23 protein-coding genes and 1 tRNA gene are annotated in these 24,331 nt (G+C 63.4%); 9 read left to right on the top strand and 15 right to left on the bottom strand.

All coding sequences use genetic code 11. The features are described 5' to 3' along the window. Window positions 1-2: 2 nt before the first annotated feature. Together ugpC and FJ546_RS03350 are read left to right on the top strand one after the other, a co-directional pair. On the top strand, window positions 3-1,082 hold the full coding sequence (ugpC, locus tag FJ546_RS03355) for a sn-glycerol-3-phosphate ABC transporter ATP-binding protein UgpC (protein WP_140888085.1): 1,080 nt from the start codon (window positions 3-5) through the stop codon (window positions 1,080-1,082). Between the two features lie 35 nt (window positions 1,083-1,117). Then, window positions 1,118-3,145, top strand: coding sequence for an aldo/keto reductase (locus FJ546_RS03350; protein WP_140888084.1), 2,028 nt, complete (start codon window positions 1,118-1,120; stop codon window positions 3,143-3,145). Between the two features lie 23 nt (window positions 3,146-3,168). Here the strand turns inward: FJ546_RS03350 and FJ546_RS03345 are convergent, their stop codons facing one another. Then, window positions 3,169-4,224 (bottom strand): AraC family transcriptional regulator, encoded by a 1,056-nt coding sequence (locus tag FJ546_RS03345; protein ID WP_181167811.1) that lies wholly within the window; start codon window positions 4,222-4,224, stop codon window positions 3,169-3,171. A gap of 66 nt (window positions 4,225-4,290) precedes the next feature. Here FJ546_RS03345 and FJ546_RS03340 point away from each other — a divergent pair, with 66 nt between their 5' ends. From FJ546_RS03340 to FJ546_RS03315, 6 genes are all read left to right on the top strand, one after another. Further along, entirely contained in the window at window positions 4,291-5,757 is a 1,467-nt protein-coding gene (locus FJ546_RS03340) for an alpha-glucosidase/alpha-galactosidase (RefSeq protein WP_140888082.1), read from the top strand. Window positions 5,758-5,859: 102 nt separating this feature from the next. Beyond that, window positions 5,860-7,941: an ABC transporter substrate-binding protein gene (locus FJ546_RS03335; RefSeq protein ID WP_140888081.1), complete on the top strand. Its 2,082-nt coding sequence runs from the start codon at window positions 5,860-5,862 to the stop codon at window positions 7,939-7,941. Between the two features lie 116 nt (window positions 7,942-8,057). Further along, window positions 8,058-9,065 (top strand): ABC transporter permease, encoded by a 1,008-nt coding sequence (locus FJ546_RS03330; protein ID WP_140888080.1) that lies wholly within the window; start codon window positions 8,058-8,060, stop codon window positions 9,063-9,065. After that, on the top strand, window positions 9,066-10,205 hold the full coding sequence (locus FJ546_RS03325; RefSeq protein ID WP_140888079.1) for an ABC transporter permease: 1,140 nt from the start codon (window positions 9,066-9,068) through the stop codon (window positions 10,203-10,205). A 10-nt stretch (window positions 10,206-10,215) separates the two neighbouring features. Continuing rightward, window positions 10,216-11,883 (top strand): ABC transporter ATP-binding protein, encoded by a 1,668-nt coding sequence (locus FJ546_RS03320; protein WP_140888078.1) that lies wholly within the window; start codon window positions 10,216-10,218, stop codon window positions 11,881-11,883. 19 nt (window positions 11,884-11,902) lie between these two features. After that, window positions 11,903-13,273, top strand: coding sequence for an alpha-glucosidase/alpha-galactosidase (locus FJ546_RS03315; protein WP_140888077.1), 1,371 nt, complete (start codon window positions 11,903-11,905; stop codon window positions 13,271-13,273). 15 nt (window positions 13,274-13,288) lie between these two features. On the opposite strand, the gene yacG is transcribed toward FJ546_RS03315, so the two are convergent. From yacG to FJ546_RS03270, 9 genes are all read right to left on the bottom strand, one after another. Then, window positions 13,289-13,486 carry a DNA gyrase inhibitor YacG gene (gene yacG, locus FJ546_RS03310; RefSeq protein WP_140888076.1) on the bottom strand — a complete coding sequence of 66 codons (198 nt, stop codon included), beginning with the start codon at window positions 13,484-13,486 and terminating at the stop codon, window positions 13,289-13,291. Further along, on the bottom strand, window positions 13,483-14,109 hold the full coding sequence (locus tag FJ546_RS03305; RefSeq protein WP_140888075.1) for a Maf-like protein: 627 nt from the start codon (window positions 14,107-14,109) through the stop codon (window positions 13,483-13,485). The genes yacG and FJ546_RS03305 overlap by 4 nt, the downstream gene beginning before the upstream one ends. Before the next feature lie 22 nt (window positions 14,110-14,131). Beyond that, window positions 14,132-14,350, bottom strand: coding sequence for a translation initiation factor IF-1 (gene infA / locus FJ546_RS03300; protein WP_006200926.1), 219 nt, complete (start codon window positions 14,348-14,350; stop codon window positions 14,132-14,134). Between the two features lie 196 nt (window positions 14,351-14,546). Then, window positions 14,547-15,017: a low molecular weight phosphatase family protein gene (locus FJ546_RS03295; protein ID WP_140888074.1), complete on the bottom strand. Its 471-nt coding sequence runs from the start codon at window positions 15,015-15,017 to the stop codon at window positions 14,547-14,549. After that, on the bottom strand, window positions 15,005-15,490 hold the full coding sequence (locus FJ546_RS03290; RefSeq protein WP_140888073.1) for a UPF0262 family protein: 486 nt from the start codon (window positions 15,488-15,490) through the stop codon (window positions 15,005-15,007). The genes FJ546_RS03295 and FJ546_RS03290 overlap by 13 nt, the downstream gene beginning before the upstream one ends. Window positions 15,491-15,496: 6 nt before the next feature. Next, on the bottom strand, window positions 15,497-16,789 hold the full coding sequence (gene hisD, locus FJ546_RS03285; RefSeq protein WP_140888072.1) for a histidinol dehydrogenase: 1,293 nt from the start codon (window positions 16,787-16,789) through the stop codon (window positions 15,497-15,499). Window positions 16,790-16,796: 7 nt separating this feature from the next. After that, window positions 16,797-17,228 (bottom strand): DUF2948 family protein, encoded by a 432-nt coding sequence (locus FJ546_RS03280; protein WP_019860404.1) that lies wholly within the window; start codon window positions 17,226-17,228, stop codon window positions 16,797-16,799. Window positions 17,229-17,395: 167 nt separating this feature from the next. Continuing rightward, window positions 17,396-18,688: a UDP-N-acetylglucosamine 1-carboxyvinyltransferase gene (gene murA / locus FJ546_RS03275; protein ID WP_140888071.1), complete on the bottom strand. Its 1,293-nt coding sequence runs from the start codon at window positions 18,686-18,688 to the stop codon at window positions 17,396-17,398. Window positions 18,689-18,816: 128 nt separating this feature from the next. Next, entirely contained in the window at window positions 18,817-18,993 is a 177-nt protein-coding gene (locus FJ546_RS03270) for a hypothetical protein (RefSeq protein ID WP_140888070.1), read from the bottom strand. A 163-nt stretch (window positions 18,994-19,156) separates the two neighbouring features. On the opposite strand from FJ546_RS03270, the gene FJ546_RS03265 reads away from it, so the two are divergent. Beyond that, window positions 19,157-19,231 (top strand) — tRNA-Thr (locus tag FJ546_RS03265). 34 nt (window positions 19,232-19,265) lie between these two features. Here the strand turns inward: FJ546_RS03265 and FJ546_RS03260 are convergent. The 5 genes from FJ546_RS03260 to FJ546_RS03240 form a co-directional block, all read right to left on the bottom strand. Further along, window positions 19,266-20,018, bottom strand: a complete 753-nt coding sequence (locus FJ546_RS03260; protein ID WP_246686732.1) for a GGDEF domain-containing protein — start codon at window positions 20,016-20,018, stop codon at window positions 19,266-19,268. 161 nt (window positions 20,019-20,179) lie between these two features. Continuing rightward, the gene (locus FJ546_RS03255; RefSeq protein WP_140888069.1) at window positions 20,180-20,878 is read right to left on the bottom strand and encodes a thermonuclease family protein; all 699 of its coding nucleotides are present in this window, start codon (window positions 20,876-20,878) and stop codon (window positions 20,180-20,182) included. 42 nt (window positions 20,879-20,920) lie between these two features. After that, on the bottom strand, window positions 20,921-21,859 hold the full coding sequence (locus FJ546_RS03250) for an ABC transporter substrate-binding protein (RefSeq protein WP_246686731.1): 939 nt from the start codon (window positions 21,857-21,859) through the stop codon (window positions 20,921-20,923). A 589-nt stretch (window positions 21,860-22,448) separates the two neighbouring features. Then, window positions 22,449-22,817, bottom strand: a complete 369-nt coding sequence (locus tag FJ546_RS03245) for a hypothetical protein (RefSeq protein ID WP_140888067.1) — start codon at window positions 22,815-22,817, stop codon at window positions 22,449-22,451. A 72-nt stretch (window positions 22,818-22,889) separates the two neighbouring features. Next, on the bottom strand, window positions 22,890-24,331 hold a 1,442-nt coding region (locus FJ546_RS03240), incomplete at its 5' end, for a type I secretion C-terminal target domain-containing protein (RefSeq protein WP_140888066.1).

Genomic DNA, 24,331 nt, shown 5'->3' with positions numbered 1-24,331 from the left:
GCATGGCAACCGTTACGCTGAGCAATGTGGTCAAGCGCTTTGGCGCCTTCGAGGTCGTCCATGGCGCCAACATCGACATCAAGGACGGCGAGTTCGTCGTCTTCGTCGGTCCGTCCGGCTGCGGCAAGTCGACCCTGCTCAGGATGATCGCCGGGCTCGAGGACATCAGCGGCGGCGAGATTGCCATCGGCGGCAAACTGGTCAACGATGTCGAGCCGGCCGATCGAGGCATCGCCATGGTGTTCCAGTCCTATGCGCTCTATCCGCATATGAGCGTCGAGCAAAACCTCTCCTTCGGGCTGCGCATGACCGGCAATCCCAGGGCCGACACCGACCGGCGGGTGAAGCGCGCGGCCGAGATCCTGCGCATCAGCGAATTGATGGACCGGCGCCCGAAGAAACTCTCCGGCGGCCAGCGCCAGCGCGTCGCCATCGGCCGCGCCATCGTGCGCGAGCCGCAAGTGTTCCTGTTCGACGAGCCGCTGTCCAATCTCGACGCCGAACTGCGCGTCCAGATGCGCGTCGAGATATCGCGCCTGCACAAGGAACTCGGCGCCACGATGATCTACGTCACGCACGACCAGACCGAGGCGATGACGCTCGCCGACCGGATCGTCGTGCTGCGCGCCGGGCATATCGAGCAGATCGGCCGGCCGCTCGATCTCTATGACGATCCCGACAATCTGTTCGTGGCCGGCTTTGTCGGCTCGCCGAAAATGAACTTCGTCAAGGCGCAGATCGTCGGGCACGATGCGCGTGGGGTCGTGGTCGAGCTTGCGGGCCAGGAGAAAACCCGTATCACCCAGCCGCTGGCCGGCGCCGCGCCGGAAATGGGCAGCAAGGTCATCGTCGGTGTGCGGCCCGAGCATTTCGGCAGTGCCGGAGAAGGTGGCACCGACCTCGTCGTTGCCATCGACGTGGTCGAGCATCTCGGCGGCACGAGCTTTCTCTACGCCCGAACGGCCCATGGCGAAGACGTGGTGATCCAGCGCGACGCGGCGAAGGTTCCCACCACCTCCGAGGTCACCGTTTCCATCCGCAAATCCTACCTGTTCGACGAAAAAGGGCTGCGGCTGCGCTGACCGGCCGCCCCTTCCAGCCTTCAAGGAGAATGACAATGACCGCAACCACGCCCATTCGCTGGGGCATTCTCGGCCCGGGCAGCATCGCCCAGGCCTTCGCCGGCGGCGTGGCCGCTTCCCGCACCGGAAAACTGGTCGCCATCGGCGCGCGCAATCCTGACAAGCCGGGCCTTGCCGGGAAATTTCCCGGCGCCCGCATCGTCCACGGTTATGAAGCGCTGCTTGCCGATCCCGACATCGATGCCGTCTACATTGCGATCCCGCATCCCGGCCACGCGCAATGGGCGATCCGGGCTGCGGAAGCGGGCAAGCACGTGCTGTGCGAAAAGCCGCTGGCACTGACCGCCTTCGAGGCCGACGCCATGTTCCATGCCGCGCGCAAGGCCGGCACTTTTCTCGGCGAAGCCTTCATGTACCGGTTGCACCCGCAGACGCTGAAGCTGGTGGAACTGATCAAGTCGGGCGTCATCGGCGAGGTCAGAATGATCAAGTCGAGCTTCGGCTTCGCCATGCCGGGCTTCATGCCGGAGCACCGTCTCTATGCCAATGATTCTGCCGGCGGCGGCATACTGGACGTCGGCGGCTATACCGTCTCGATGGCGCGGCTGATTGCCGGGGCCGCATCGGGACAACCTTTCGCCGAGCCCGACAAGGTGGTTGGCACCGCTCATCTTGGCCAGTCCGGCGTCGACGAATGGGCCTCGGCGCTGCTGCATTTTCCCGGCGGCATCGTCGCCGAGGTTTCCTGCAGCATCTCGCTGAACCAGGACAATGTGCTGCGCATCCTCGGCACCAAGGGCCGCATCGAAGTGCCGGACTTCTGGTTCGCCGGGGGAAATCGCGATGTCGGCCTCGGCCGGATCGACGTGATCGGCGCCGACGGTTCGCGCGAGACGATCAGCGTCGACGAAAAGCGACATGTCTATTCCTTCGAGGTCGACGGCGCCGGCGAGGCCATCCTTGCCGGCCGGCAGGAGCTCGCCTGGCCGGGCATGGATTGGGCCGACAGTCTCGGCACCTTACGCGTGCTCGACAGATGGCGCGCAGCCGTCGGACTGGAGTACGAGATCGAAAAGGCCCCGCTGCGCACCAGCACCATCTCCGGCCGGCCTCTGCGGTCGGGCGGCACGGCGATCGGCAAGCGCGCCATTCCGGGCCTAGCGAAGCCGGCATCGGTGGTGGCGCTAGGCTTCGAGGATTTCCGCACGTTCTCCTCGGGCTCGATCCTGCTCGATGCCTTCTTCGAGGCCGGCGGCAATCTCTTCGACACCGGCTATGTCTACGGTGGCGGCTACACCGAGACGCTGCTTGGCCAGTGGTTGCAGAACCGCGGCGTGCGCGAGCAGTCGGTGATCATCGCCAAGGGCGCGCATTCGCCGCTCTGCTATCCCGACGTGATCGGCAAGCAGCTTGCCCAGTCGCTCGATCGCCTGCAGACCGACCATGTCGACATCTATTTCATGCACCGCGACAATCCGGACGTGCCGGTCGGCGAGTTCGTCGATGCCATGGACCGCGAGGTGAAGGCCGGTCGCATCCGTGGCCCGTTCGGCGGCTCGAACTGGACGATGCAGCGCATGGACGAGGCGATTGCCTATGCCGAGCGCACCGGCAAGCAGAAGCCCGGCGCGCTTTCCAACAATTTTTCGCTTGCCGAAATGCTGGAGCCGATCTGGGCGGGTTGTGTCGCCTCTTCCACCGACGACTGGAAGGCCTGGCTGACATCCAGGCAGATGCCGAATTTCGCCTGGTCGAGCCAGGGCCGTGGCTTCTTCACCGAGCGCGCCGGGCGCGACAGGCGCGACAGCGAGGAACTGGTGCGGGTCTGGTATTCGGAGCGCAATTTCGGCCGCCGCGACCGCGCCATCGAGCTCGCCGCGCGGCTGCGCAAGAGCCCGATCCATGTTGCTCTGGCCTATGTGCTCAACCAGCCTTTCCCGTCGGTTCCGCTGATCGGGCCGCGCACGCTGGGCGAGCTGGAAGACAGTCTGCGGGCGCTGGACATCGCGCTTTCGCCTGCCGAAATCGAGTGGCTGGACGGCGGCAGCCTGCACGCGGCCTGATGGAACAGGCCTCAAAAGCGGCATCATATCTCGTCGTCCGACACCCTGACGCCGCGCCTGGCCGGCGTTCGCAGATTGGCATACATGCCGGTGGTGCGGAACTGGCTGGGCGTGGTGCCGTAGAGGCGGCGGAAGACCTTCGAAAAATAGTTCGCATCCTCGAAGCCGCACAGGATGGCGACTTCCTTCACCGGCAGGAAGTCCGCCTTGGTCAACAGCTTCGCCGCCCGCTGCAGACGCTGCTGCAGCACGAATTCAGCGGGCGGCAGGCCTTCGCTCTCGGCGAAGCGGCGCGAGAAATGGGCCCGGCTGAGGCCGCTGATCTGGACGAGCTCCGCCACCGGCAGCGGCTTGTCGAGATTGGCGTTGATATGGTCGATGACCGGCTGCATGGCGCTTTGTTTTTCGGCAAAGGCATGCGAGCCGAAGACATCGTCGTAGAGCGCCATCGCCGCCTCGTAAGCGATAGCGGACGCGGCACCCGCTGAGGCCGCCCCCTTGATGAGGCGCAGGCTGCAATCGGCAAGGTGGTCGATCGTAGCCGGCTTAAGCCGGAACACCGGACCGGAGATGCTGAGGATCGACTTGTGGATGCGCAGCGCCTCCTCGCCGTTCATCGAGATCCAGAAATATTCCCAGCGCTCGTCGCTCGCCAGCCAATAGCGGTGGTTGTGCGGCACCAGCACCAGCAGCGTGTCGTTCTCCTGCAGGCGGTAGTTGCGGTTCTCGTAGCGCAGCCGGCCGGTGCCGCTGATCGTGTGCTGGAGGACGGTGAACGGCGTCTGGCCGCGTTTGCGTCCGTCCCAGTCATAGATCTCGTCCTCGCGCACCTCATAGCCGGTGCTTGTCGGCATGGCATGCAGGCGCTGCCGGCCGCGCGGCAGCGAGATCGTGCGCATCGACTGTCCGTTGGCGATCAAATCTCGTAGCACAAAATTACCCTTGAAAGCATAATCCTTCTCTGGTCGCGCTCGTGAATAAGGGCATAATCCCCCTCGAAAAGCGAGAGAGATCCGCAGGCGAGGAGCGGACAGGGAGGTTGACAGGCCGGAATCCGGCTTGTCCCGCACACATGCCATGGCATGTGGCTGCGACCCGCCCCTGTCACCTCCGGCCTGTCACTGGAATAGGATGAGGTGCGGCAGATGAGTTTCAAAATCGCTATCATCGGTGCCGGCAGTGTCGGATTCACCAAGAAACTGTTCACGGACATCCTGTGCGTGCCCGAATTCAGGGATGTCGAATTCGCGCTGACCGACCTCAGCGAACACAATCTCGGGATGATCAAGGCGATCCTCGACAAGGTCGTCGAGGCGAACGGATTGCCAACCAGGGTGACGGCGACAACCGATCGCCGCAAGGCGCTCGAAGGCGCGCGCTATATCATCAGCTGTGTGCGGGTCGGCGGTCTGGGGGCCTATGCCGACGACATCCGCATTCCGTTGAAATATGGCATCGACCAGTGCGTCGGCGACACGATCTGCGCCGGTGGCATCCTCTATGGCCAGCGCAACATCCCGGTGATCCTCGACTTCTGCAAGGACATACGCGAGGTCGCCGCGACGGGCGCCAAATTCCTCAACTATGCCAACCCGATGGCCATGAACACGTGGGCGGCGATCGAATACGGCAAGGTCGACACGGTCGGCCTCTGCCACGGCGTCCAGCATGGCGCCGAGCAGATCGCCGAGGTGCTGGGTGCGAAGTCCAGGCACGAGCTCGACTATGTCTGTTCCGGCATCAATCACCAGACCTGGTTCATCGATTTGCGGCTGAATGGCCGCAGGATCGGCAAGGATGAGCTGATCGCCGCCTTCGAGGCGCATCCGGTCTATTCGCAGCAGGAAAAGCTGCGCATCGATGTCTTGAAGCGCTTCGGCGTCTATTCGACCGAGAGCAACGGCCATCTCTCCGAATATCTGCCCTGGTACCGCAAGCGTCCCGACGAGATCACGCGCTGGATCGACATGTCGGACTGGATCCATGGCGAGACCGGCGGCTATCTCCGCTATTCCACCGAAACCCGCAACTGGTTCGAGACGGAGTATCCGCAATTCCTCGAAGCGGCGTCGAAGCCGATCGATCCGGAGAAGCGCTCCAACGAGCATGCCAGCCACATATTGGAGGCGCTGGAGACAAACCGCGTCTATCGCGGCCACTTCAACGTCAGGAACAATGGGGTGATCACCAATTTGCCGCAGGACGCCATCATCGAGTCGCCCGGCTTCGTCGACCGTTTCGGCATCAACATGGCCGCCGGCATCACGCTGCCGGAAGCCTGTGCGGCCACCTGCATGTCCTCGATCAACGTCCAGCGCATGTCGGTCCATGCCGCGATATCAGGCGACATCGATCTCCTGAAGCTCGCCGTGCTGCACGACCCGCTGGTCGGTGCGGTGTCGACGCCGGAGGAAGTCTGGCAGATGGTGGACGAAATGGTCGTCGCCCAGGCCCAATGGCTGCCGCAATATGCGCATGCGGTTCCGGCCGCCAAGGAGCGGCTGTCGAAATCCGCGGTCAAGACCCGCGAATGGGCCGGTGCTGCGCGGCGAAACGTGCGCTCGATCGAGGAATTGCGCGCCGAAAAAGCCGCGCTCAAACAGGCCGGCTGAAAAATCCGGCGCGGCGGCGAACCCACGGGAGGCAGGTCCACCGCAGTCAGTTTCGGGCAGAAGACGAGCAGCAGAAAACGTCTGAACATGAGGGAGGAGATTATGAGAAACCTACGCAGCATTGGCATTGCCGCCGGACTGGCGCTGAGCGTCTCGGTTCCGGCACCCAACGCTTTCGCTTCAGAGCCGACAGTCCCGCCGGTGCCGGCGACCTTTCCGGCCGAGGGCAAGATCAAATACGTCGCGCGCGACTCCATCCTGGAGTTCAAGGCCCTGCCGGAATATCACGAGCCGGATTGGGTGACCGAAAAATACGTCAAGACCGGCAAGCTGCCGCCGGTGAAGGACAGGCTGCCGAAGGAGCCGCTGGTCTTCAAGACCGCCAACATGCCTGACGGCGTCGGCGTCTATGGCGACACGATGCGCCATGTCATCGGCGGCCGGCCGGAAGGCTGGAACTATGGCGCCGGCCAGACGCAGGGCTGGGGCGGCATCGATATCGGCCTCTCCGAATGCCTGACGCGCACGGCGCCGCTGTTCCAGGTCGAAGCCAAGGACACCGAGCCGCTGCCGAACCTCGCCAAAAGCTGGGAGTGGTCGAAGGACGGCCACAAGCTGACCATGCATCTGATCGAGGGCGCCAAATGGTCCGATGGCGTGGCCTTCAACGCCGACGACGTCATGTTCTATTGGGATGACGAGGTGGTCGACCCGAACGTCTCGCCGCTCAATGGCGCGACGCCGGAAACCTTCGGCGTCGGCACGACGCTGAAGAAGATCGACGACTACACCGTCGAGTGGACGTTCAAGGACGCCTTCCCGAAACAATACCTCTACGCCATGGCCTACGGCACCTTCTGCCCGGGCCCCGCGCACATACTGAAGCCGCAGCATCCGAAATATTCGAAGAACACCTACGACCAGTTCAAGAACGCCTTCCCGCCGGAATATATGAACATGCCGGTGATGGGCGCCTGGGTGCCGGTCGAATACCGGCCGGACGACATCATCGTCATGCGCCGCAACCCCTACTACTGGAAGGTCGACGAGAAGGGTAACCAGCTGCCTTATCTCAACGAACTGCAATACAAGCTGTCGACCTGGGCCGACCGCGACGTCCAGGCGGTTGCCGGCTCGGGCGACTTCTCCAACCTCGAGCAGCCGGAAAACTTTGTCGCCTCGCTGAAGCGCGCCGCTGAAGCCAACGCGCCGGCGCGGCTCGCCTTTGGTCCACGCCTCATCGGCTACAATCTGCGCCTGAACTATTCCGCCAATGGCTGGGGCAACCCGGACGAGCGAAGCCAGGCAGTCCGTGAGCTGAACCGCAATGAGGACTTCCGCAAGGCCGTCACCATGGCGCTCGACCGCAAGGCGCTGGGCGACTCCCTGGTCAAGGGGCCGTTCACCGCCATCTATCCCGGCGGCTTCTCCTCGGGCACCAGCTTCTATGACCGCAGGTCGACCGTCTACTATCCGTTCGACCTCGCGGGCGCCAAGGCCGAACTTGCCAAGGCCGGCCTCAAGGATACCGACGGCGACGGTTTCGTGAACTTCCCGGCCGGCACCGCCGGCGGCAAGAACGTCGAGATCGTGATGCTGGTCAACAACGACTACGGCACCGACAAAAGCCTTGCCGAAGGTGTCGTCGCGCAAATGGAAAAGCTGGGCTTGAGGGTCGTGCTGAACGGCCTCAACGGCACCCAGCGCGATGCCTCGCAATATTCCGGCCGTTTCGACTGGCTGATCCGGCGCAACGACCAGGAACTGACCTCGGTCGTGCAGAACACCGAACAGCTTGCGCCTGTCGGCCCGAAAACCAGCTGGAATCACCGTGCGCCGGAAAGCGGCGAGGTCGACCTGATGCCCTTCGAAAAAGACCTCGTCGACATCGTCAACAAGTTCGTCGCGTCAGAGGACAACGACAAACGCGCCAGTCTGATGAAAGAGTTCCAGAAGATCTCGACCGAACACGTCTACAATGTCGGCCTGACGGAATATCCCGGCGCGCTGATCGTCAACAAGCGCTTCTCGAACATTCCGCAGGGCACGCCGATCTTCATGTTCAACTGGGCCGAGGATTCGATCGTCCGCGAACGCGTCTTCGTCGCGGCCGATAAGCAGGCGAAATACGAATTGTTCCCGCAGGAACTCCCAGGCAAGCCCGGAGACAAGGGTCCGATGTAAGTTTACCTCCCCTGACCAAGAGAGACCCGGTCGCGCCGCAGGCGCGGCCGGGACAGATCAACCCTCCGAACGACCCTCAATGAGAGCGTCCGGCGAAATGAGGAAGCCGACCGTCCATGCTGCGATTCTTGGCTATGCGCATAGCGTCGGCAATACCGGTCCTCGCAATCCTGAGCCTCGTCACCTTCGCCATCATCCAGGCGCCACCTGGCGACTATGCCGACTACATCCGTTCGCAGCTGATCAACCAGGGTGGCGCGTCCTTCGCCGAGGCCGATGCGCAGGCGCAGGCCTACCGCGTCGAACACGGCCTCGATAAACCGCTGCCCGTCCAGTATCTCAACTGGATCGGCGGCATCATCACCCGCGGCGATTTCGGCTACAGCCTCTACTACAACAAGCCGGTGGCCGATGTCGTCGGCGAGCGCCTGCCGCGCACGCTGCTCCTGGCGCTGGTCTGCCATCTGCTGGCCTCGGTGCTGGGCATCACGTTCGGCATATGGGCGGCGACAAGGCAATACACCTGGATCGACTCGACGCTCTCGGCCATCTCCTTCCTCGGCATGACCGTGCCGCGCTTCCTGATGGCGCTGATCATCGTCTACCTCCTGGTCTTCCAGTTCAACGTCTCGGAGATCGGCTCATTCTTCTCGCCGCAATATGGCGGCGCGCCGTGGTCGTGGGCGAAGTTCGTCGACCTGGTCAAGCATGTCTGGCCGGTCGTGGCGATCGCCACTTTCGGTGGCCTCGCCTACAATATGCGTGTCATGCGCGGCAATCTCCTGGATACGCTCAACGCGCAATATGTCGAGACGGCGAGAGCCAAGGGACTGACCGGCAGCGCTGTCGTCATGCGCCATGCCGTGCCCAATGCGCTGCATCCCCTCGTCATGTATCAGGGCGTGGTGTTGCCCTACATGCTCACCGGCGAGATCGAGACGGCGATCATCTTCGCGTTGCCGACCGTCGGCCCGGCGATCGTCGGTTCGATGGCGGTCGGCGACGTCTATGTCACCGCTACCTTCATGATGGTGCTGTCGGCGACGCTGATCGTCGGCAACATCATCGCCGACATGCTGCTCGTCCTGCTCGACCCGCGCATCCGCCAATACGGAGAGAGCTAGATGCTGGCCCGCGATCCGTCACCCCCACCGCTGCCGGCCGAAGGATCCATCGTCGCCAAGCCGGCACGCGGCAATGAGAGCTATGTCGCGCTCGTCTGGCGCCGGCTGAAGCGCTCCTGGACCGGCATGGCCGGGCTTTGGCTCGTCGTGCTGCTGCTGGTGATGGCCGCGTTCGCCGAATTCCTGGCGCCGATGGATCCGAAGGCGACCGATGTCGGCTTCGCCCCGCCGCAGTTGCCTTCCTTCCACGACAAGGACGGCAATTTCGTCGCGCGACCGAGGGTCTATGCGCTGGCCGATTCGGTCGACCTCGATCCGGTCACCTTCCAGCCCGTCGTCGGCCCCGACTACGACCATCCGAGGCTGCTTGGCTTCTTCGTCGAGGGCGCGCCTTACAAGCTCTTCGGGCTGATCCCGGCGGACCGGCATTTCTTTGCTTCGACGGACGGCCAGCCTGTACATTTCCTCGGCACCGACAAGTTCGGCCGCGATGTGCTGTCGCGCGCCATCCACGGCTCACGGGTCTCGCTGATGATCGCGCTGACCGTCGTCTTCATCATCACCGTCATCGGCACCACCGTCGGCATGGTTTCCGGCTATTTCGGTGGCCGGTTCGACGTCTGGATGCAGCGCTTCGTCGAACTGGTGCTGGCCTTCCCGCAGCTGCCGCTCTATCTGGCGCTGACGACGCTGATCCCCGTCACCGCGCCGACCAACGTCTTCCTCGCCTTCGTCATCATCGTCATGTCGGCGCTGGGCTGGGCGCAGATGTCGCGCGAGGTGCGCGGCAAGACGCTGGCGCTGGCGCGCATCGAATATGTGCGCGCCGCCATGGCGGTCGGCGCCACCGACCGGCGCATCGTCCTGCAGCACATCTTGCCCAATGTGATGAGCCACGTGATCGTCGCCGTCACCTTGGCGATCCCGACGGTGGTGCTGCTCGAATCCTTCCTCGGGTTCCTCGGCTTCGCGGTCAAGCCGCCGCTGATCTCGTGGGGCCTGATGCTGCAGGACACCGCGACCTATTCCGTCATCGGCACCTATCCCTGGATCCTGTCGCCGGTCGGTTTCGTGCTCGCCACCGTTTTTGCCTTCAACGCGCTGGGCGACGGCCTGCGCGACGCCGTCGATCCGTATTGAGGTGGCCGGGATGACCGTCGTACTCGCCGATTCCTTCGCCCCAACCGTTCGTCATGACCATGGCGGGCGCCAGGACCAGCCCATCATCGACGCCCGCAACATCGAGGTCGCATTCAAGGTCGAGCACGGTGTTGTCGAAGCGGTCAAGGACACCTCGTTCCAGCTCTATCGCGGCGAGACGATTGCCATCGTCGGCGAATCCGGTTCCGGCAAGTCGGTGACGGCACGCGCCGTCATGGGGCTGCTGTCGCGGCGGGCCACCGTGTCGCCTCGGTCGAGCATTTGTTACGACGGCCAGAACATCCTGAAATTCCCCGAGAGCGAGCGGCGCAAGCTGCGCGGCAACCGCATCTCGATGATCTTCCAGGAGCCGATGAGCTCGCTCAACCCGATCTATACGGTCGGCAGCCAGATCGTCGAGGCGATCCGGGTGCACCGCAAGGTGAGCCGCCGGCAGGCCTGGGCACGGGCGCTCGAACTGCTGCGGCATGTCCAGATCCCCGAGCCGGAGGCGCGGCTCAAGCAATATCCGCACCAGCTTTCGGGCGGTCAGCGGCAGCGCGTGATGATCGCCATGGCGCTGGCCAACGATCCCGACGTATTGATCGCCGATGAGCCGACCACCGCGCTCGACGTCACCGTCCAGGCGCAGATCCTGAACCTGATCCGCAATCTGCAGAAAGAGCTGCGGATGGCGGTGATCCTGATCACCCACGATCTCACCGTGGTGCGCAAATTCTCCGACTATGTCTACGTCATGCAGCATGGCGCGATGTGCGAGCACAACGTCACCGAACGGTTGTTTGCGGATCCGCAGCATCCCTACACGCAGCGGCTGCTCGCCTCGGAGCCGCGCGGACGTCCGCAACCGCTTCCTGAGGGCAGCGGCGCCATCCTCGAGGCCAATGACGTGCGCGTCTGCTTCATGCTGCGCCACGGCGGTTTCCTGAAGCCGGACTGGCGCGAGCTGGTCGCCGTCGACGATCTCGGCCTCAGGCTTTGCCGCCACGAGACGCTGGGGCTGGTCGGCGAATCCGGTTCCGGCAAGACCACATTCGGCCAGGCGCTGCTGAGATTGATCGACGCCAGGCGCGGCGAGATCCGTTTCGACGGCCAATCGATCCAGGGCCTGTCGCGCAACGAGATGCGGCCGCTGCGCTCGCGCATGCAGATCGTCTTCCAGGATCCGTTCTCCTCGCTCAATCCGCGCATGACGATCGGCCAGATCATCGAGGAAGGGCTCATCGTCAACAGCATCGGCGCGACGCGAGCCGAGCGGGTCGACCGGGTGCGCGAGGCGCTGGTCAGCGCCGGCATGCCGGGCGATATCCTGTCGCGGTTCCCGCACGAATTCTCCGGCGGCCAGCGCCAGCGCGTCGCGATCGCCCGCGCCATCGCGCTCGAGCCCGAATTCATCCTGCTCGACGAGCCGACATCGGCGCTGGACCTGTCCGTCCAGGCGCAGATCATCGACCTCTTGCGCAAGCTGCAGGACGAGCGCGGCCTCAGCTACCTCTTCATTTCGCACGATCTCAAGGTGGTGCGCGCGCTGTGCCACCGCGTTATCGTCATGCAGCACGGCAAGATCGTCGAGCAGGGACCCGTCGACGAGGTTCTCACCAATCCCAAGACCGCCTACACCGAACGGCTCGTCCGAGCCGCTTTCGATGTGGCTTGAACGTATGCCGGAGGTTAGCATGGCAAGACATCCCAGGATCACTTTCATCGGCGCCGGCTCGACCGTGTTCATGAAGAACATTGTCGGCGACGTGCTGCAGCGGCCAGCTCTCTCGGGCGCGACGATCGCGCTGATGGACATTAATCCGCAGCGGCTGGAAGAGAGCGCCATCGTCGTTAACAAGCTGATCGCGACGCTCGGCGTGAAGGCGAAGGCCGAGACCTATTCCGACCAGCGCAAGGCACTTGCCGGGGCCGATTTCGTCGTCGTCGCCTTCCAGATCGGCGGCTACGAGCCCTGCACCGTCACCGACTTCGAAGTGCCGAAGAAATACGGCCTGCGCCAGACGATCGCCGACACGCTCGGCGTCGGCGGCATCATGCGCGGCCTGAGGACCGTGCCGCATCTGTGGAAGATCTGCGAGGACATGCTCGCCGTCTGCCCTGAAGCGATCATGCTGCAATATGTCAACCCGATGGCGATCAACACCTGGGCGATTTCGGAGAAATACCCCACCATCAAGCAGGTCGGCCTCTGTCATTCGGTGCAGGGCACGGCGATGGAACTGGCGCATGATCTCGGCCTTCCCTACGAGGACATCCGCTACCGCTCGGCCGGCATCAACCACATGGCCTTCTACCTGAAATTCGAGCACCGCCAGCCCGACGGCTCCTACCGCGACCTCTATCCGGATCTCGTGCGCGCCTATCGCGAAGGCCGCGCGCCCAAACCCGGCTGGAATCCGCGCTGCCCCAACAAGGTGCGCTACGAGATGCTGACCAGGCTCGGCTATTTCGTCACCGAAAGCTCGGAGCATTTCGCCGAATACACGCCCTATTTCATCAAGGAGGGTCGCCCCGATCTGATCGAGAAATACGGCATTCCGCTCGACGAATACCCCAAGCGCTGCATCGAGCAGATCGAGCGCTGGAAAGACCAGGCGCAGGCCTACCGCTCGGCCCAGCGCATCGAGGTCGAGGAGTCCAGGGAGTATGCCTCCTCGATCATGAACTCGGTCTGGACCGGCGAACCGTCGGTGATCTACGGCAATGTCCGCAACAATGGCTGCATCACCTCGCTGCCCCGCGACTGCGCCGCCGAAGTGCCATGCCTGGTCGATGCCTCCGGCATCCAGCCGACCTATATAGGTGACTTGCCGCCGCAATTGACGGCGCTCATCCGCACCAACATCAACGTCCAGGAACTGACGGTGCGGGCGCTGATGAGCGAGAACCGCGAACACATCTACCATGCGGCGATGATGGATCCGCACACGGCGGCCGAACTCGACCTCGACCAGATCTGGTCACTGGTCGATGATCTCCTGGCCGCTCACGGCGACTGGCTGCCGGCCTGGGCGCGCGTGAGCCGCAAGACCGAGGCCGCCTGACGGGCGATCCCGGTCTTACTTGGGCTTGTCGGCGTCGGGTTCTTCCTCGTCGTCGCGGGCCTTGATGACATAGGCGCCCTTCAGCCAGCGGTTGAGGTCGATGTCCTTGCAGCGGGCCGAGCAGAACGGAAAGGTGTCGCGCGCCGACGGCTTGCCGCATTCGGGGCAGGGGCGCTTTGGCCGCAGCGGCGTGATTTTGGAGTCGGAATTCATGGCCGTGCGCTCAGCCAGCTCTGATGGATCTTGAAGCCTTCGCCCGATAGCAACGCCACCGTCTCATAGAGCGGCAGGCCGACGACGTTGGTGTAGGAGCCGACGAGCTTGACGACGAACGAGCCGGCGAGACCCTGGACGGCATAGCCGCCGGCCTTGCCGCGCCATTCGCCCGAGGCGACATAGGCTTCGATCTCCTCGCGCGGCAGCCGCTTGAAACGCACCCGCGTCTCGACCAGTCGCTGGCGCAGCTTGCCGCCCGGTGTGATCAGGCAGATGCCGGAATAGACCCGGTGCGAGCGGCCGGACAACAAGCCGAGGCAGTTGGCGGCATCGTCCAGCGTCTCGGCCTTAGGCAGGATGCGCCGCCCGACCGCGACCACGGTGTCGGCAGCCAGCACGAAGCTTGGCGCATGATCCGTCTCGGTGTTCAGCGAGGCGAACGCCTTCTCGGCTTTTTCCTTCGACAGCCGCTTGGCCAGTGAGCGTGGATGCTCGGCACGCAGCGGCGTTTCGTCGATATCGGCTGGCAGGATACGGTCCGGCTCGATGCCGGCCTGCTGCAACAGTTCGATGCGGCGCGGCGAACCCGAGGCAAGCACCAGCTTCTGCAAAATGCTCATCGCGTTCCGGCCAAGCCTGATCTTACTTGAAGCGGTAGGTGATGCGGCCCTTGGTCAGGTCGTATGGCGTCATCTCGACCAGAACCTTGTCGCCGGTCAGCACGCGGATGCGGTTCTTGCGCATGCGGCCGGCCGTATGGGCGATGATCTCGTGTTCGTTTTCGAGCTTCACCCGGAACATCGCGTTGGGCAACAATTCCGTCACGACACCCGGAAACTCGAGGACTTCTTCCTTCGGCATTCGATACCTTTGCTTGGATTGCAGTTCCAGCGCTTAGAGCATGATGCCGAAACGTGCGAAGCGGTTTTCGGACGACATCATGCTCTACTTCTTGGTTTAGAGTCGGATGATTTCAGGTCGAACAGACCTGAAATCATCCGACTCTAGCCGGAATTTCGGCGGAACCTATATGATAATCGTCCGCTTGTGAACACGCTTAATCAGCCGCGTTTTTTGCCTCTGAAGTCAAGAAACGTCGGCTTATGCGCAACTTCAGCCGCTCGCGCACGTCGCGGTAGGCCGCCATGATCTGCTCGCGTGTGCCGCCGGCATTGGTCGGGTCCTGTGTCGGCCAGTATTCGACCTCGACGGCGAGCGAGCGGGTGAGCTCCAGAGCGGCATGGTGCGCTTCCGGCGCCAGCGTCACGATCAGGTCGAAATAGTCGTCCTCGAGATCGTCCAGCGTCCTGGGATGACGCTCGCCCAGCGACAGGCCTTCCTCCGCCAGCACGGCATCGACGAACGGGTCGCGCTCGCCGGCGCGCACGCCGGCCGAGGCGACGAAGATGGTGGCAGGCAGCATCCGGCGCGCCAGTTGCTCGGCCATTGGCGAGCGCACGGCATTCATGCCGCACACGAACAGGATCGAGCGGGGCAGGGCGCCGGTTACCAGGGCTAGCCCCGCCAGTGCAGCACGCAGACCAGCGTGAACAGCCGGCGCGCCGTATCGAAGTCGATGTCGATCTTGCCGGACAGCCGGTCCATCAGCGTCTGCGAACCTTCATTATGCAAGCCGCGCCGGCCCATGTCGATCGCCTCGATATGGCTCGGCGTCGAGGAGCGGATGGCGTCGTAATAGCTTTCGCAGATCATGTAGTAATCCTTGACGATGCGCCTGAGCGGCGTCAGCGACAGGATGTGAGTGACCACCGGGGTACCGTTCTCGCGGGTAACGGCAAAGACCAGCCGCTGCTCGGCCAGCGACAGTTTCAGCCGGTAGGGGCCGGCCCCGCTGTCGTTTACGGGCTGAAAGCTGTTCTCTTCGATCAGGTCGAAGATCGCCACCGCCCGCTCATGCTCGACATCGGGCGTCGAACGGCCGATCGATTCATCGAGTTCGACATCGATCAGTTTTGCGCGGGTTTGATCGGAGCCCGTCATCTCAGCCTACATGTTCAGCCGGATAGCGACGGACCGGCCATGCGCGTCGAGCCCTTCCGCCTTGGCCAGCGCGATCGCCGCTGGCGCGAGCACGCGCAACTGCTCCGGCCCGAGCTTCAGGATCGAAGTCCGCTTGACGAAATCGAGCACGGACAGGCCCGAAGAGAAGCGCGCCGAGCGCGCGGTTGGCAGCACGTGGTTGGAGCCGCCGACATAGTCGCCGATGGCTTCCGGCGTGTGGCGCCCGAGAAAGACGGCGCCGGCATTGCGCATCCGCGACAGGAAACCTTCGGCATCGTCGATGGCCAGTTCGACATGTTCGGCGGCGATGCGGTCGACCAGCGGCAGCGCGGCCTCGATGGTCGCGACCTCGATCACCGCGCCAAAATCGCGCCAGCTCGCCGCTGCCGTTTCAACGCGCGGCAGGGTCTGCAACTGGCGTTCGACCGCCTGTTCGACCGCCTTGCCGAAGGACGGATCGTCGGTGATAAGGATCGATTGCGCCGACACGTCGTGTTCGGCCTGGGCGAGCAGATCGGCGGCGATCCAGTCGGGATTGTTGCTGCCGTCGGCCACCACGAGCACCTCCGAGGGGCCGGCGATCATGTCGATGCCGACCGTTCCGAACACCTGGCGTTTGGCCGCCGCGACATAGGCATTGCCCGGTCCGACGATCTTGGCAACCGGCCTTATGGTCTCTGTGCCATAGGCAAGGGCGGCGATCGCGTGCGCGCCGCCGACGCGGTAGATTTCGGTCACGCCTGATATGTCGGCCGCCACCAGCACCAGCGGATTGATGATGCCACCCGGGGCCGGCACAACCATGACGACGCGCTCGACACCGGCCACCCGGGCCGGTACGGCGTTCATCAGCACCGAGCTTGGATAGCTCGCCGTGCCGCCCGGCACATAGAGCCCGACAGCCTCGATAGCCGTCCAGCGCCAGCCGAGCTCGACGCCGGCGGCATCCGTGTAGCGATCGTCTTTCGGCTGCTGCCGCTCGTGGTGGGAGCGGATGCGATCGCGCGCGAATTCGAGCGCTTCGATCGCCCTTGGATCAGCCGTCTCGTAAGCGGCTGCAATGTCTTGCTTCGACACGGCAATGCCGAGGCTCGTCAAATCGGCCCGATCGAACCGTTGCGTGTAGTCGATCAGGGCCGCGTCACCCTCGGCGCGCACGCGCGCGATGATCTGGCGAACCGCTGCGTCGACATCCTCGGACACTTCCCGCTTGGTCGTCAGGAAAGCGGCGAAGCGCTGCTCGAAATCGGCGTCGGACTGGCGAAGCGTGATGGCCATGGCGCGCTCAAGCCTTGTGAATGGGGCGCGACGTGGCTTCCCACGCGCCGCCTATATCGGCAAGGCGGGCCTCGATGCATTCGACATCGAGCATGATGGTGCCGCCGCCCGAAAAGATGAGTTCGACGATGCCGGCCGGCTTGCTGATCTCGATGAAGCTGATCGCCAGCAGGGACAGCACTTCGGCCGGCTTGTCGCGGGCAATGCCGTTGGTCTTGGCGCCCAGCACCCGGTCGAAATGCAGCACGGCCTGCCGCCGCTCATTGTGCTGGCGGAACAGGCCGGATTTGGCCTCCCAGACGAAACGGTTCATGGTCAGCACGAAACGCTTGGCCGCAGGCAGGAATTCGAGATCCGACACCTTCATCACGGCGTCCTGGACATGAGCCGAGACGATGCTCAGATCCTGGTCGTCGAGCGCGATAAGCTTGAGGGCCATGCGGAATTTGCACCTAAGGTTGGTTTCAGCCCTCTGTTAGGCGGTCTTTCCGGCCGGTGCAACCGCGACACGACTTCCACCCGAGGCAATTGCCTCGGCTTTGCGGTGCCGGCAAGGGATGAAAGCCCTACGGGGCCGTCTCCGTCCGAAGCGGCTGCCGTCGGTCGTCAGGCGGAAATGCGCTCGATCACCGCGCCGCAGTTGGACAGTTTTTCCTCCAGCCGCTCGAAGCCGCGGTCGAGATGGTAGACGCGGTTGACCGTGGTCTCGCCTTCGGCGGCGAGGCCGGCGATGACCAGAGAGACGGACGCGCGAAGGTCGGTGGCCATGACCGGCGCGCCTTTCAGCTTCGCCACGCCGTCGACGATCGCCGTCTGGCCCGAAAGCGTGATATGGGCGCCGAGTCGGGCCAGCTCCTGGACGTGCATGAAGCGATTCTCGAAGATCGTCTCGGTGATGCGCGACTTGCCCTTGGCCATGGTCATCAGGCCCATGAACTGCGCCTGCAGATCGGTCGGGAAGGCCGGGAAGGGCGCCGTCGTCACGTCGACCGGCGAAATGCCGGCGCCATTGCGCTTCACGCGGATGCCGGAATTGGTCTGGGTGATCTCGGCACCCGTCTGCGAAATCACGTCCAGCGCGGTCTGCAGCAGCTCCGGCCGCGCGCCTTCGAGCACGACGTCGCCGCCGGTCATGGCGACGGCCATGGCATAGGTGCCTGTCTCGATGCGGTCGGGAATGACGCGCACGCGCGCGCCCGACAGCGACTCGACGCCGTCAATGGTGATGGTCGGGGTGCCGGCGCCGGAAATCCTGGCGCCCATGGCGTTGAGGCATTCGGCCAGGTTGACGATTTCAGGCTCGCAGGCGGCGTTTTCCAGCACTGTCTCGCCCTTGGCCAGCGAAGCCGCCATCATCAGCACATGGGTGGCGCCGACCGAGACTTTGGGGAAGACGTAGCGGTTGCCGACCAGGCGGCCATTCTTGGTCTTGGCGATGACATAGCCAGTGTCGACGTCGAGATCGGCGCCAAGCGCCTGCAGGCCTTCGAGGAACAGGTCGACCGGGCGCGTGCCGATGGCGCAGCCGCCGGGCAGCGATACCTTGGCCTCGCCCATGCGAGCCAGCAGCGGCCCGATCACCCAGAATGACGCCCGCATCTTCGACACCAGTTCGTAAGGCGCCGTCGTGTCGACGATGTTGCGGGCGGAGAAGTTGATGGTGCGCGAATAGCCTTCATTCTGCTTCTCGCGGCGGCCATTGACCGAGTAATCGACGCCGTGATTGCCGAGGATCCGGGTCAACTGCTCGACATCGGCCAGATGCGGCACGTTTTCCAGCGTCAGCGTGTCGTCGGTCAAAAGCGAGGCGATCATCAGCGGCAAAGCGGCGTTTTTCGCGCCCGAGATCGGAATGCTTCCGGCAAGCTTGTTGCCGCCGACGATTCTGATGCGATCCATTGGAGAATGTCCCTCTCGGCCAAAAAGGCCGGTTCAATCGTTTGAGTATCGGCCCCTCTAGACCATTGGCCGGTGTGGTTCAAGAAATAGGATTTCCACGCATCCGGGCCAAGAGTGGCCGATTTGAGTTAATCTTTCCGTATTTCCTTAGCCGCACCGAGCCCGTCCGGCCTCAGGTCGGCTTCACCCGTGCGGCGCGAGCGCGATTGCGCCTTGCGCTTCTGCAGATTGGCGCGCAACTGCTCGGCGAGCCGGTCCTTGCGGTTCGTGCCGCCCTTTTTTGGTGATATCGTCTTGTCGCTCATCGTCCCGTCCCGGCCGGCGACCCGGCCAAATCTGCCGTTCAGGGATAGCCAACATTGTGGCGCCGCCATGTCATTGAAAGCTATCCGGCAAAGGCTTTCACAGAAGCGTTGTTCTTGGCCTTGCGCTTGCCGGTTCGATATGGCAGAAGCCCCGCCATCAGCGGCTGCGGTAGCTCAGTGGTAGAGCACTCCCTTGGTAAGGGAGAGGTCGAGAGTTCAATCCTCTCTCGCAGCACCAGTTCCTCTGAATTGACCCGCTTCCCTGGTCGTCGTCAGCTGTGGAGATGCGTCAGTTCGAACCCGCCTTCATCCTGCACGTCGGACAGGTGCTGTTCGGCGGACCGGAACATGTCCGAGAACTCCATTTCGTTCTCCAGCATCACGCCGCCGACCTTGATAGTGAGGACATCCTCGGTGCCTTTTGGCGCGAAATAGACTTGCGCGATACGCGTGCGGATGCGCTCGCCGATCTCCTTGGCCTCCGCTTCGGTCGCGCCAGGGAGGAAAACCCCGAACATCGAGGCCCCGATGCGTCCGATCAGGTCCTCCTCACGCACCGACGACTGGATGGTCGAGACGATGAGCCGCAAGGCCTCGTCGCCCCATTCAAGGCCAAAGCGCATGTTGATGGATCGAAGGTGTTCGGGGTGGATGATCAGGAAGGCGCCCGAGCGCGGTCCTGGCCCCGATCGCCTGGCTGCCCGTCGCTCGACCATCGACGTGAAAACCGGCCCGTTCAGGCAGCCCGTCAGCCTGTCATACGTCCCGGACCTGTTGAGTTCCTGCCGGTAGCGGTGGATTTCGACCCGGTTCCAGCCGATCAGCGCGAAAAGCGGCAGGCCGATGATGACCGGCAGCAGTCCCGCGGTGATCATGCTGCGGGCGAATGGCGTTAGCGCATCGCTGAACAGAAGCAGGTAGTTGAGGCCAAGGGAAAGGCCGAGGCTTCCGGCGGTCCCCAGCAATGTCAGCCATGCGACCTGCTTCCAGGCCTGGGCAGTTGTGGTCGCCATCGGTCTCGTCATTGGCCAATCTCCTGTCAGGTCGGCTGGTATAAGGCCTGCCTGCCGTAATTTCGGTTTCGCCGAACTGTACAATTTGATGGAAAAAAGCCGAATGCGTCTTCGATCTGCCCCCGACGAAGCCGGTTTGTGAGAAATTCCGCGTTTTGACGGTCAACTTCTGCCTATTGCGGCGGTCCGAAGATACCCATCTCGGCGTTCCTGGCAATTGTTTCCGCCTTGCCATAGATACCGCCGGCCAGCGCCATCGCCCAGCCATTGGCGACGAGCCAGGCGCCGACATCCTGCTTGCCCAGCCGGCACGGCGCGGCAATGGCGAAACGCTCGGTTTCCGGCGGCAGGAAACAGTTCAGCGCGCGCCCCCGCAGCCAGGCATTGAAGGCCGCGCGGGCCCGCTGGCCGCAGGGCCAGACCTCGTCGCGAAACGAACAGGTATGGTCCACGCCGATGTCCTGAGTTCCGCTGATGACCACCTTCCACCCCATCGATTCGAAAACCGCCGACGACGTTGCAATCGGACGATAGAGCAGGGTTTCCCGCCAGTTTTGCGGCATAGGTGTTGGGGGGCGTACGGCCAGGCCGAGTTCTCCCAGCGGCGGCCGGGCTTCGACCCGCTCGATCTCCGACACGTCGACCGGCGGCGGGGCGATCAGGCTCTCGGCAATCCGCCGCGCCGGTTCCCGCAACTGTCCGTCGGGAATGGCCGCGGCCGTCGGGCTTGCTTGCTTGCCGGCAATTTCCAGGGACGGCGCACCGGCAGGCCGGCCGAGAGAAAGCAAGGCACCGGCCTGCATGATCAGGACAATTCCGAGCATGAGCTCGAGGCCCCCGATCGCGATCACCAGGCGGGCATGCCGGTCCATCAGGCCGGCTCGGCGTTCGCGCAAGGTCCCGCCGGCGGCCGGTCAGAAGCCCGACGTCGATTTGGCAACCAGTTTGAGCGCACCCTTTTCTATCCGATAGAATGGCATCGATCTTTGGCTGGAACCGTCAGCGCGAAAACGGAACAAACCAGTCGATCCGCGAAACCCGTTCGGGTTTTCGAGGGTCTGTTTGCTGAAGCCGTCGGGTCCGACCGCGCTGGCAATCCCTGCTGTCAGGGCAACCATATCATAGGCATAGGCCACATTGATGTCGGCCGGGTAGTTGTATGTCGTCCTGAAGCGGTCGGCGATCGGTCCAGTTTCGCCTGGATCGAGCGTGGCGATGTATGCCCCCTCGAACAGTGGATCCATCGGGCGCTCCAGCCAACGGTCGGTTCCGACGACTGAAACCGCTTTCCCCGGAATGCCCTTTGATTTCAGGGCGGCAAGGACTGGCGCGGGGCTGGCATCGCCGCTGGCAATAATGACCGCGTCGGGAGCGTCGACGAGTGAGCCCATCTGGTCGACAGCCTTGGTGCCCCCGTCACCGGCCGGATAGGCCAGGGTAACCGCGAGCGTCGCGCCATAGATGCTGAGGCCGTTCGCCACCCGCTTCTCCACGGCGCTGGCGTTCGAGCCTTCCGCGACAAGCAACACGAACTTCTTGCGGCCTTTCGCGGCGAGCCCCGCGGCACCTGCCGCGGCGCTGTCGGCTTCGCTGAGGCGTACGGCATAAACCCCGGCGCTGCCGGCGAAATTGTCGGCAAGCGCCAGAACCGGGGGGCGCGTCGAGCCGGACAGCGTGGCAATGTGCTGGGCAGCCGACAGTTCGGTCGGGCCGATGACGACCTTGGATCCCGTCGTGATGGCTTGCACGGCCAATTTTCCGGCCTGCGCGCTGTCGCCTTTCGTGTCCTCTATCGTCAGCGTCAGCAACCCATTGCCGATATCCGTCATCGCCAGCTTGGCGCCGTCGAGCATCTTGCGGCCGGTTTCCCCTGACGGCCCGGGAGCCGACAAGGGCAGCAGCATCGTGACTTTGGCCGAACCGGTGCCGAGCGACTGGCTCGCCTGGGCCGGAGCGACGCCGGCGACGCCATTCTGTCCCGCGGGTGCGGTGACGGCAGCCGGATCGAGCACTTCGGAAACGCCGCCTTTCGACTGGCAGCCCGACAACGGCATGGCGAGCGCCAGGGCGATTGCCCAGATCCGCGGACTGCGGCCCTGCCGGACAGCTTCCATGATTGCTCCACCCCGTCTGCCGCCGGATATTGCCCGGTCTGGTCCTCAATGCATGTTACGGCGGACTTGCCGCGCCGTCTTGCTGTTCTTTAATCGGTGAAAGCCGGGAGTCGGCGCCTTGACGCGCCTGGCGGCGCGATGGTCGGCAGCATTTCATGTGTCGTGGCCCGGGTACGAACACGCCGCGCACGCAATCGGCACCGGCCCAGCCGGTTGGCGCCGACCTCCGCGGCGGACAGATCAAGGCTGAACAGGGCGATCGTTGCGGCGATCGCCCATGAAATTGATCCGTCCGATGTCATGATGGCAACAGGCGCGGCCCATCCGGTCAGTGCATGTACTCGACCATGCGATCGTGGAAACACTCGCATTTGTTGAGCGTGTCTTCGTCCTTGTAGTTCGTCTTCAGATAGCCATAGGCCATGCCGCAGGCGACCTTGGCTTCCGAAGCCCAGACGAAAGCAGGCCGGGATGAGTTGATCCATTCCGGGCTCTTGGCGACGGCAACCGATTCGTCCATCAGCTTTACCACCTGCTGCTTGAGGTCGACGATGTTGTCGTCCAGCACCAGGTTGGACGTGCCGACGGTGCGGCAATAGTCGCCTACAGGTCCCTCGATGATGTCCGCGGCGAAGCCCGTCGATCCCGCCAGCAGCAGCAGCGCGGCCGAAGCCAGCAATTTTGTACAACGCTTCATATAAGTCCCTCTCCAAACCGCCATTTTATTCTTCTCTAATATGTAGCACGGGAGCACGACCACGCATAAGTGCTAAATCGTGGCCGTGTGCTGCACGTGGTTCGAGTCATCGTAGAGAATGTTGATCGTTCCGGCGGCAGGTGCGTTTTGCAGAACGGCAACATCCACGAAGTTGGCCGCATTGCCGGAGCCGCTGGTGTCGACGCTCACAGTACTGGTCGCACTGTTGTAGTGCACGTAGTTGCTGATGCTATTGGCTGGCGCCGTGTCGAACAGCGCGCTCAAGTCGATCTTGTCGCCTTCGCCGCCATGGTAGTCGGCGATCAGATCCTTGATATCGAGATGGTCGAGCTTGAACGTGTCGGCGCCTGTGCCGCCGGTCATCGTGTCCTGACCGAGACCGCCGATGATCAAGTCGTCACCGCCGGCGCCATATATGATGTCGTTGCCGCCGCCGCCGCTCAGCACGTCGTGACCGGAAGTGCCATAGATCTGATCGGGCAAGGTCGCGTCGCCCGTCACCGTGATGCCGGGATCGCCCGGATCATGGGTGAAGAAATCGAACTGCAGAGTACGCGCCTGATATGGGCCGCCGGCATTATCGGTGTAAAGCAAGGTCCAAGTGTCGCCAGCTGATGGCGGATGGTCGATCAGATAGTTTGCAAGCGATTGTCCAGTGCCATTGAGCAGGATGTTGTCGTAATTCACCGTCGCCTTCATCATGCCGCTGGCCGAGTCATAGAACCAGCTCTGCTCGAATTTGGCTGCGGTCGTATCAGCTTCCACCACGACGAAGTGGTTGCCGTTGATGACGATCTCGGCCTGCACTTCCTGCTCTCGGTGCGAACCAGTACTGCCGTCGTTAAATGTACCAGGATTTTGCTCGCTGGCTGGGATCGGGGTAGTGATTGGCGTGTTCTGAAAATCGGTGTAGACGACGACCGTCGAGCCATGCGGGTCGGCAATAATGCCGTTGACGGTCGTTTGCGATATTGTGAGGTCGTGGGTCTGGCTACTGCCGGAGGTCAGCGGGTGACCGTCGTTGCTGACCTCCGATGAGTCGGTCGGCAAACGGTTGGGTGCAACCTCGTGGATTCCTACGTTCTCCGTCGTCGTGACGAGACCGTCTGAAACGTTGAGCGAGAGGTTGAGGTTTACTGTGTCGTTGGCGGTCGCCGTCGGCCGATAAACAAGGTCATCCAGCAGATTGATGCCACCGGTCTGGAACAGCGTCATACCCGAAGTTACCACGTGGTAGGCGGCCCCATCGAAGTAATAAACGCCGATAGGTACACTCGCTGCCGTGACCGTGAGATTGTTGCCGTCCGGATCGGTCGGGATGTTGACGAGCAGAGGATAGCCGTCGGGATGCCCGGTCGCCGCCTGCTGTGACGGGTCGCTCGACATCCAGTTGTGGCTATTTGTCACGACCGGCACGTCATTGGTGCCGTTGATGACGACGGTGACCTGCTGGTCGTCCCAGGCGCCCTTGTCGTCGGTGACGCGCACCGTGT

This window comes from Mesorhizobium sp. B2-4-19 (assembly GCF_006441315.1).
Lineage (GTDB): Bacteria > Pseudomonadota > Alphaproteobacteria > Rhizobiales > Rhizobiaceae > Mesorhizobium.
This window is presented reverse-complemented; position numbering and strand designations above follow the sequence as displayed.

Bases quoted from the DNA above. Each gene is read 5' to 3' on its own strand.
- ugpC (WP_140888085.1), top strand. From the start codon at position 3: ATGGCAACCGTTACGCTGAGCAATGTGGTCAAGCGCTTTGGCGCCTTC.
- FJ546_RS03350 (WP_140888084.1), top strand. From the start codon at position 1,118: ATGACCGCAACCACGCCCATTCGCTGGGGCATTCTCGGCCCGGGCAGC.
- FJ546_RS03345 (WP_181167811.1), bottom strand. From the start codon at position 4,224: ATGGCATGTGTGCGGGACAAGCCGGATTCCGGCCTGTCAACCTCCCTG.
- FJ546_RS03340 (WP_140888082.1), top strand. From the start codon at position 4,291: ATGAGTTTCAAAATCGCTATCATCGGTGCCGGCAGTGTCGGATTCACC.
- FJ546_RS03335 (WP_140888081.1), top strand. From the start codon at position 5,860: ATGAGAAACCTACGCAGCATTGGCATTGCCGCCGGACTGGCGCTGAGC.
- FJ546_RS03330 (WP_140888080.1), top strand. From the start codon at position 8,058: ATGCTGCGATTCTTGGCTATGCGCATAGCGTCGGCAATACCGGTCCTC.
- FJ546_RS03325 (WP_140888079.1), top strand. From the start codon at position 9,066: ATGCTGGCCCGCGATCCGTCACCCCCACCGCTGCCGGCCGAAGGATCC.
- FJ546_RS03320 (WP_140888078.1), top strand. From the start codon at position 10,216: ATGACCGTCGTACTCGCCGATTCCTTCGCCCCAACCGTTCGTCATGAC.
- FJ546_RS03315 (WP_140888077.1), top strand. From the start codon at position 11,903: ATGGCAAGACATCCCAGGATCACTTTCATCGGCGCCGGCTCGACCGTG.
- yacG (WP_140888076.1), bottom strand. From the start codon at position 13,486: ATGAATTCCGACTCCAAAATCACGCCGCTGCGGCCAAAGCGCCCCTGC.
- FJ546_RS03305 (WP_140888075.1), bottom strand. From the start codon at position 14,109: ATGAGCATTTTGCAGAAGCTGGTGCTTGCCTCGGGTTCGCCGCGCCGC.
- infA (WP_006200926.1), bottom strand. From the start codon at position 14,350: ATGCCGAAGGAAGAAGTCCTCGAGTTTCCGGGTGTCGTGACGGAATTG.
- FJ546_RS03290 (WP_140888073.1), bottom strand. From the start codon at position 15,490: ATGACGGGCTCCGATCAAACCCGCGCAAAACTGATCGATGTCGAACTC.
- hisD (WP_140888072.1), bottom strand. From the start codon at position 16,789: ATGGCCATCACGCTTCGCCAGTCCGACGCCGATTTCGAGCAGCGCTTC.
- FJ546_RS03280 (WP_019860404.1), bottom strand. From the start codon at position 17,228: ATGGCCCTCAAGCTTATCGCGCTCGACGACCAGGATCTGAGCATCGTC.
- murA (WP_140888071.1), bottom strand. From the start codon at position 18,688: ATGGATCGCATCAGAATCGTCGGCGGCAACAAGCTTGCCGGAAGCATT.
- FJ546_RS03270 (WP_140888070.1), bottom strand. From the start codon at position 18,993: ATGAGCGACAAGACGATATCACCAAAAAAGGGCGGCACGAACCGCAAG.
- FJ546_RS03260 (WP_246686732.1), bottom strand. From the start codon at position 20,018: ATGACGAGACCGATGGCGACCACAACTGCCCAGGCCTGGAAGCAGGTC.
- FJ546_RS03255 (WP_140888069.1), bottom strand. From the start codon at position 20,878: ATGGACCGGCATGCCCGCCTGGTGATCGCGATCGGGGGCCTCGAGCTC.
- FJ546_RS03250 (WP_246686731.1), bottom strand. From the start codon at position 21,859: ATGCTCGACGGCGCCAAGCTGGCGATGACGGATATCGGCAATGGGTTG.
- FJ546_RS03245 (WP_140888067.1), bottom strand. From the start codon at position 22,817: ATGAAGCGTTGTACAAAATTGCTGGCTTCGGCCGCGCTGCTGCTGCTG.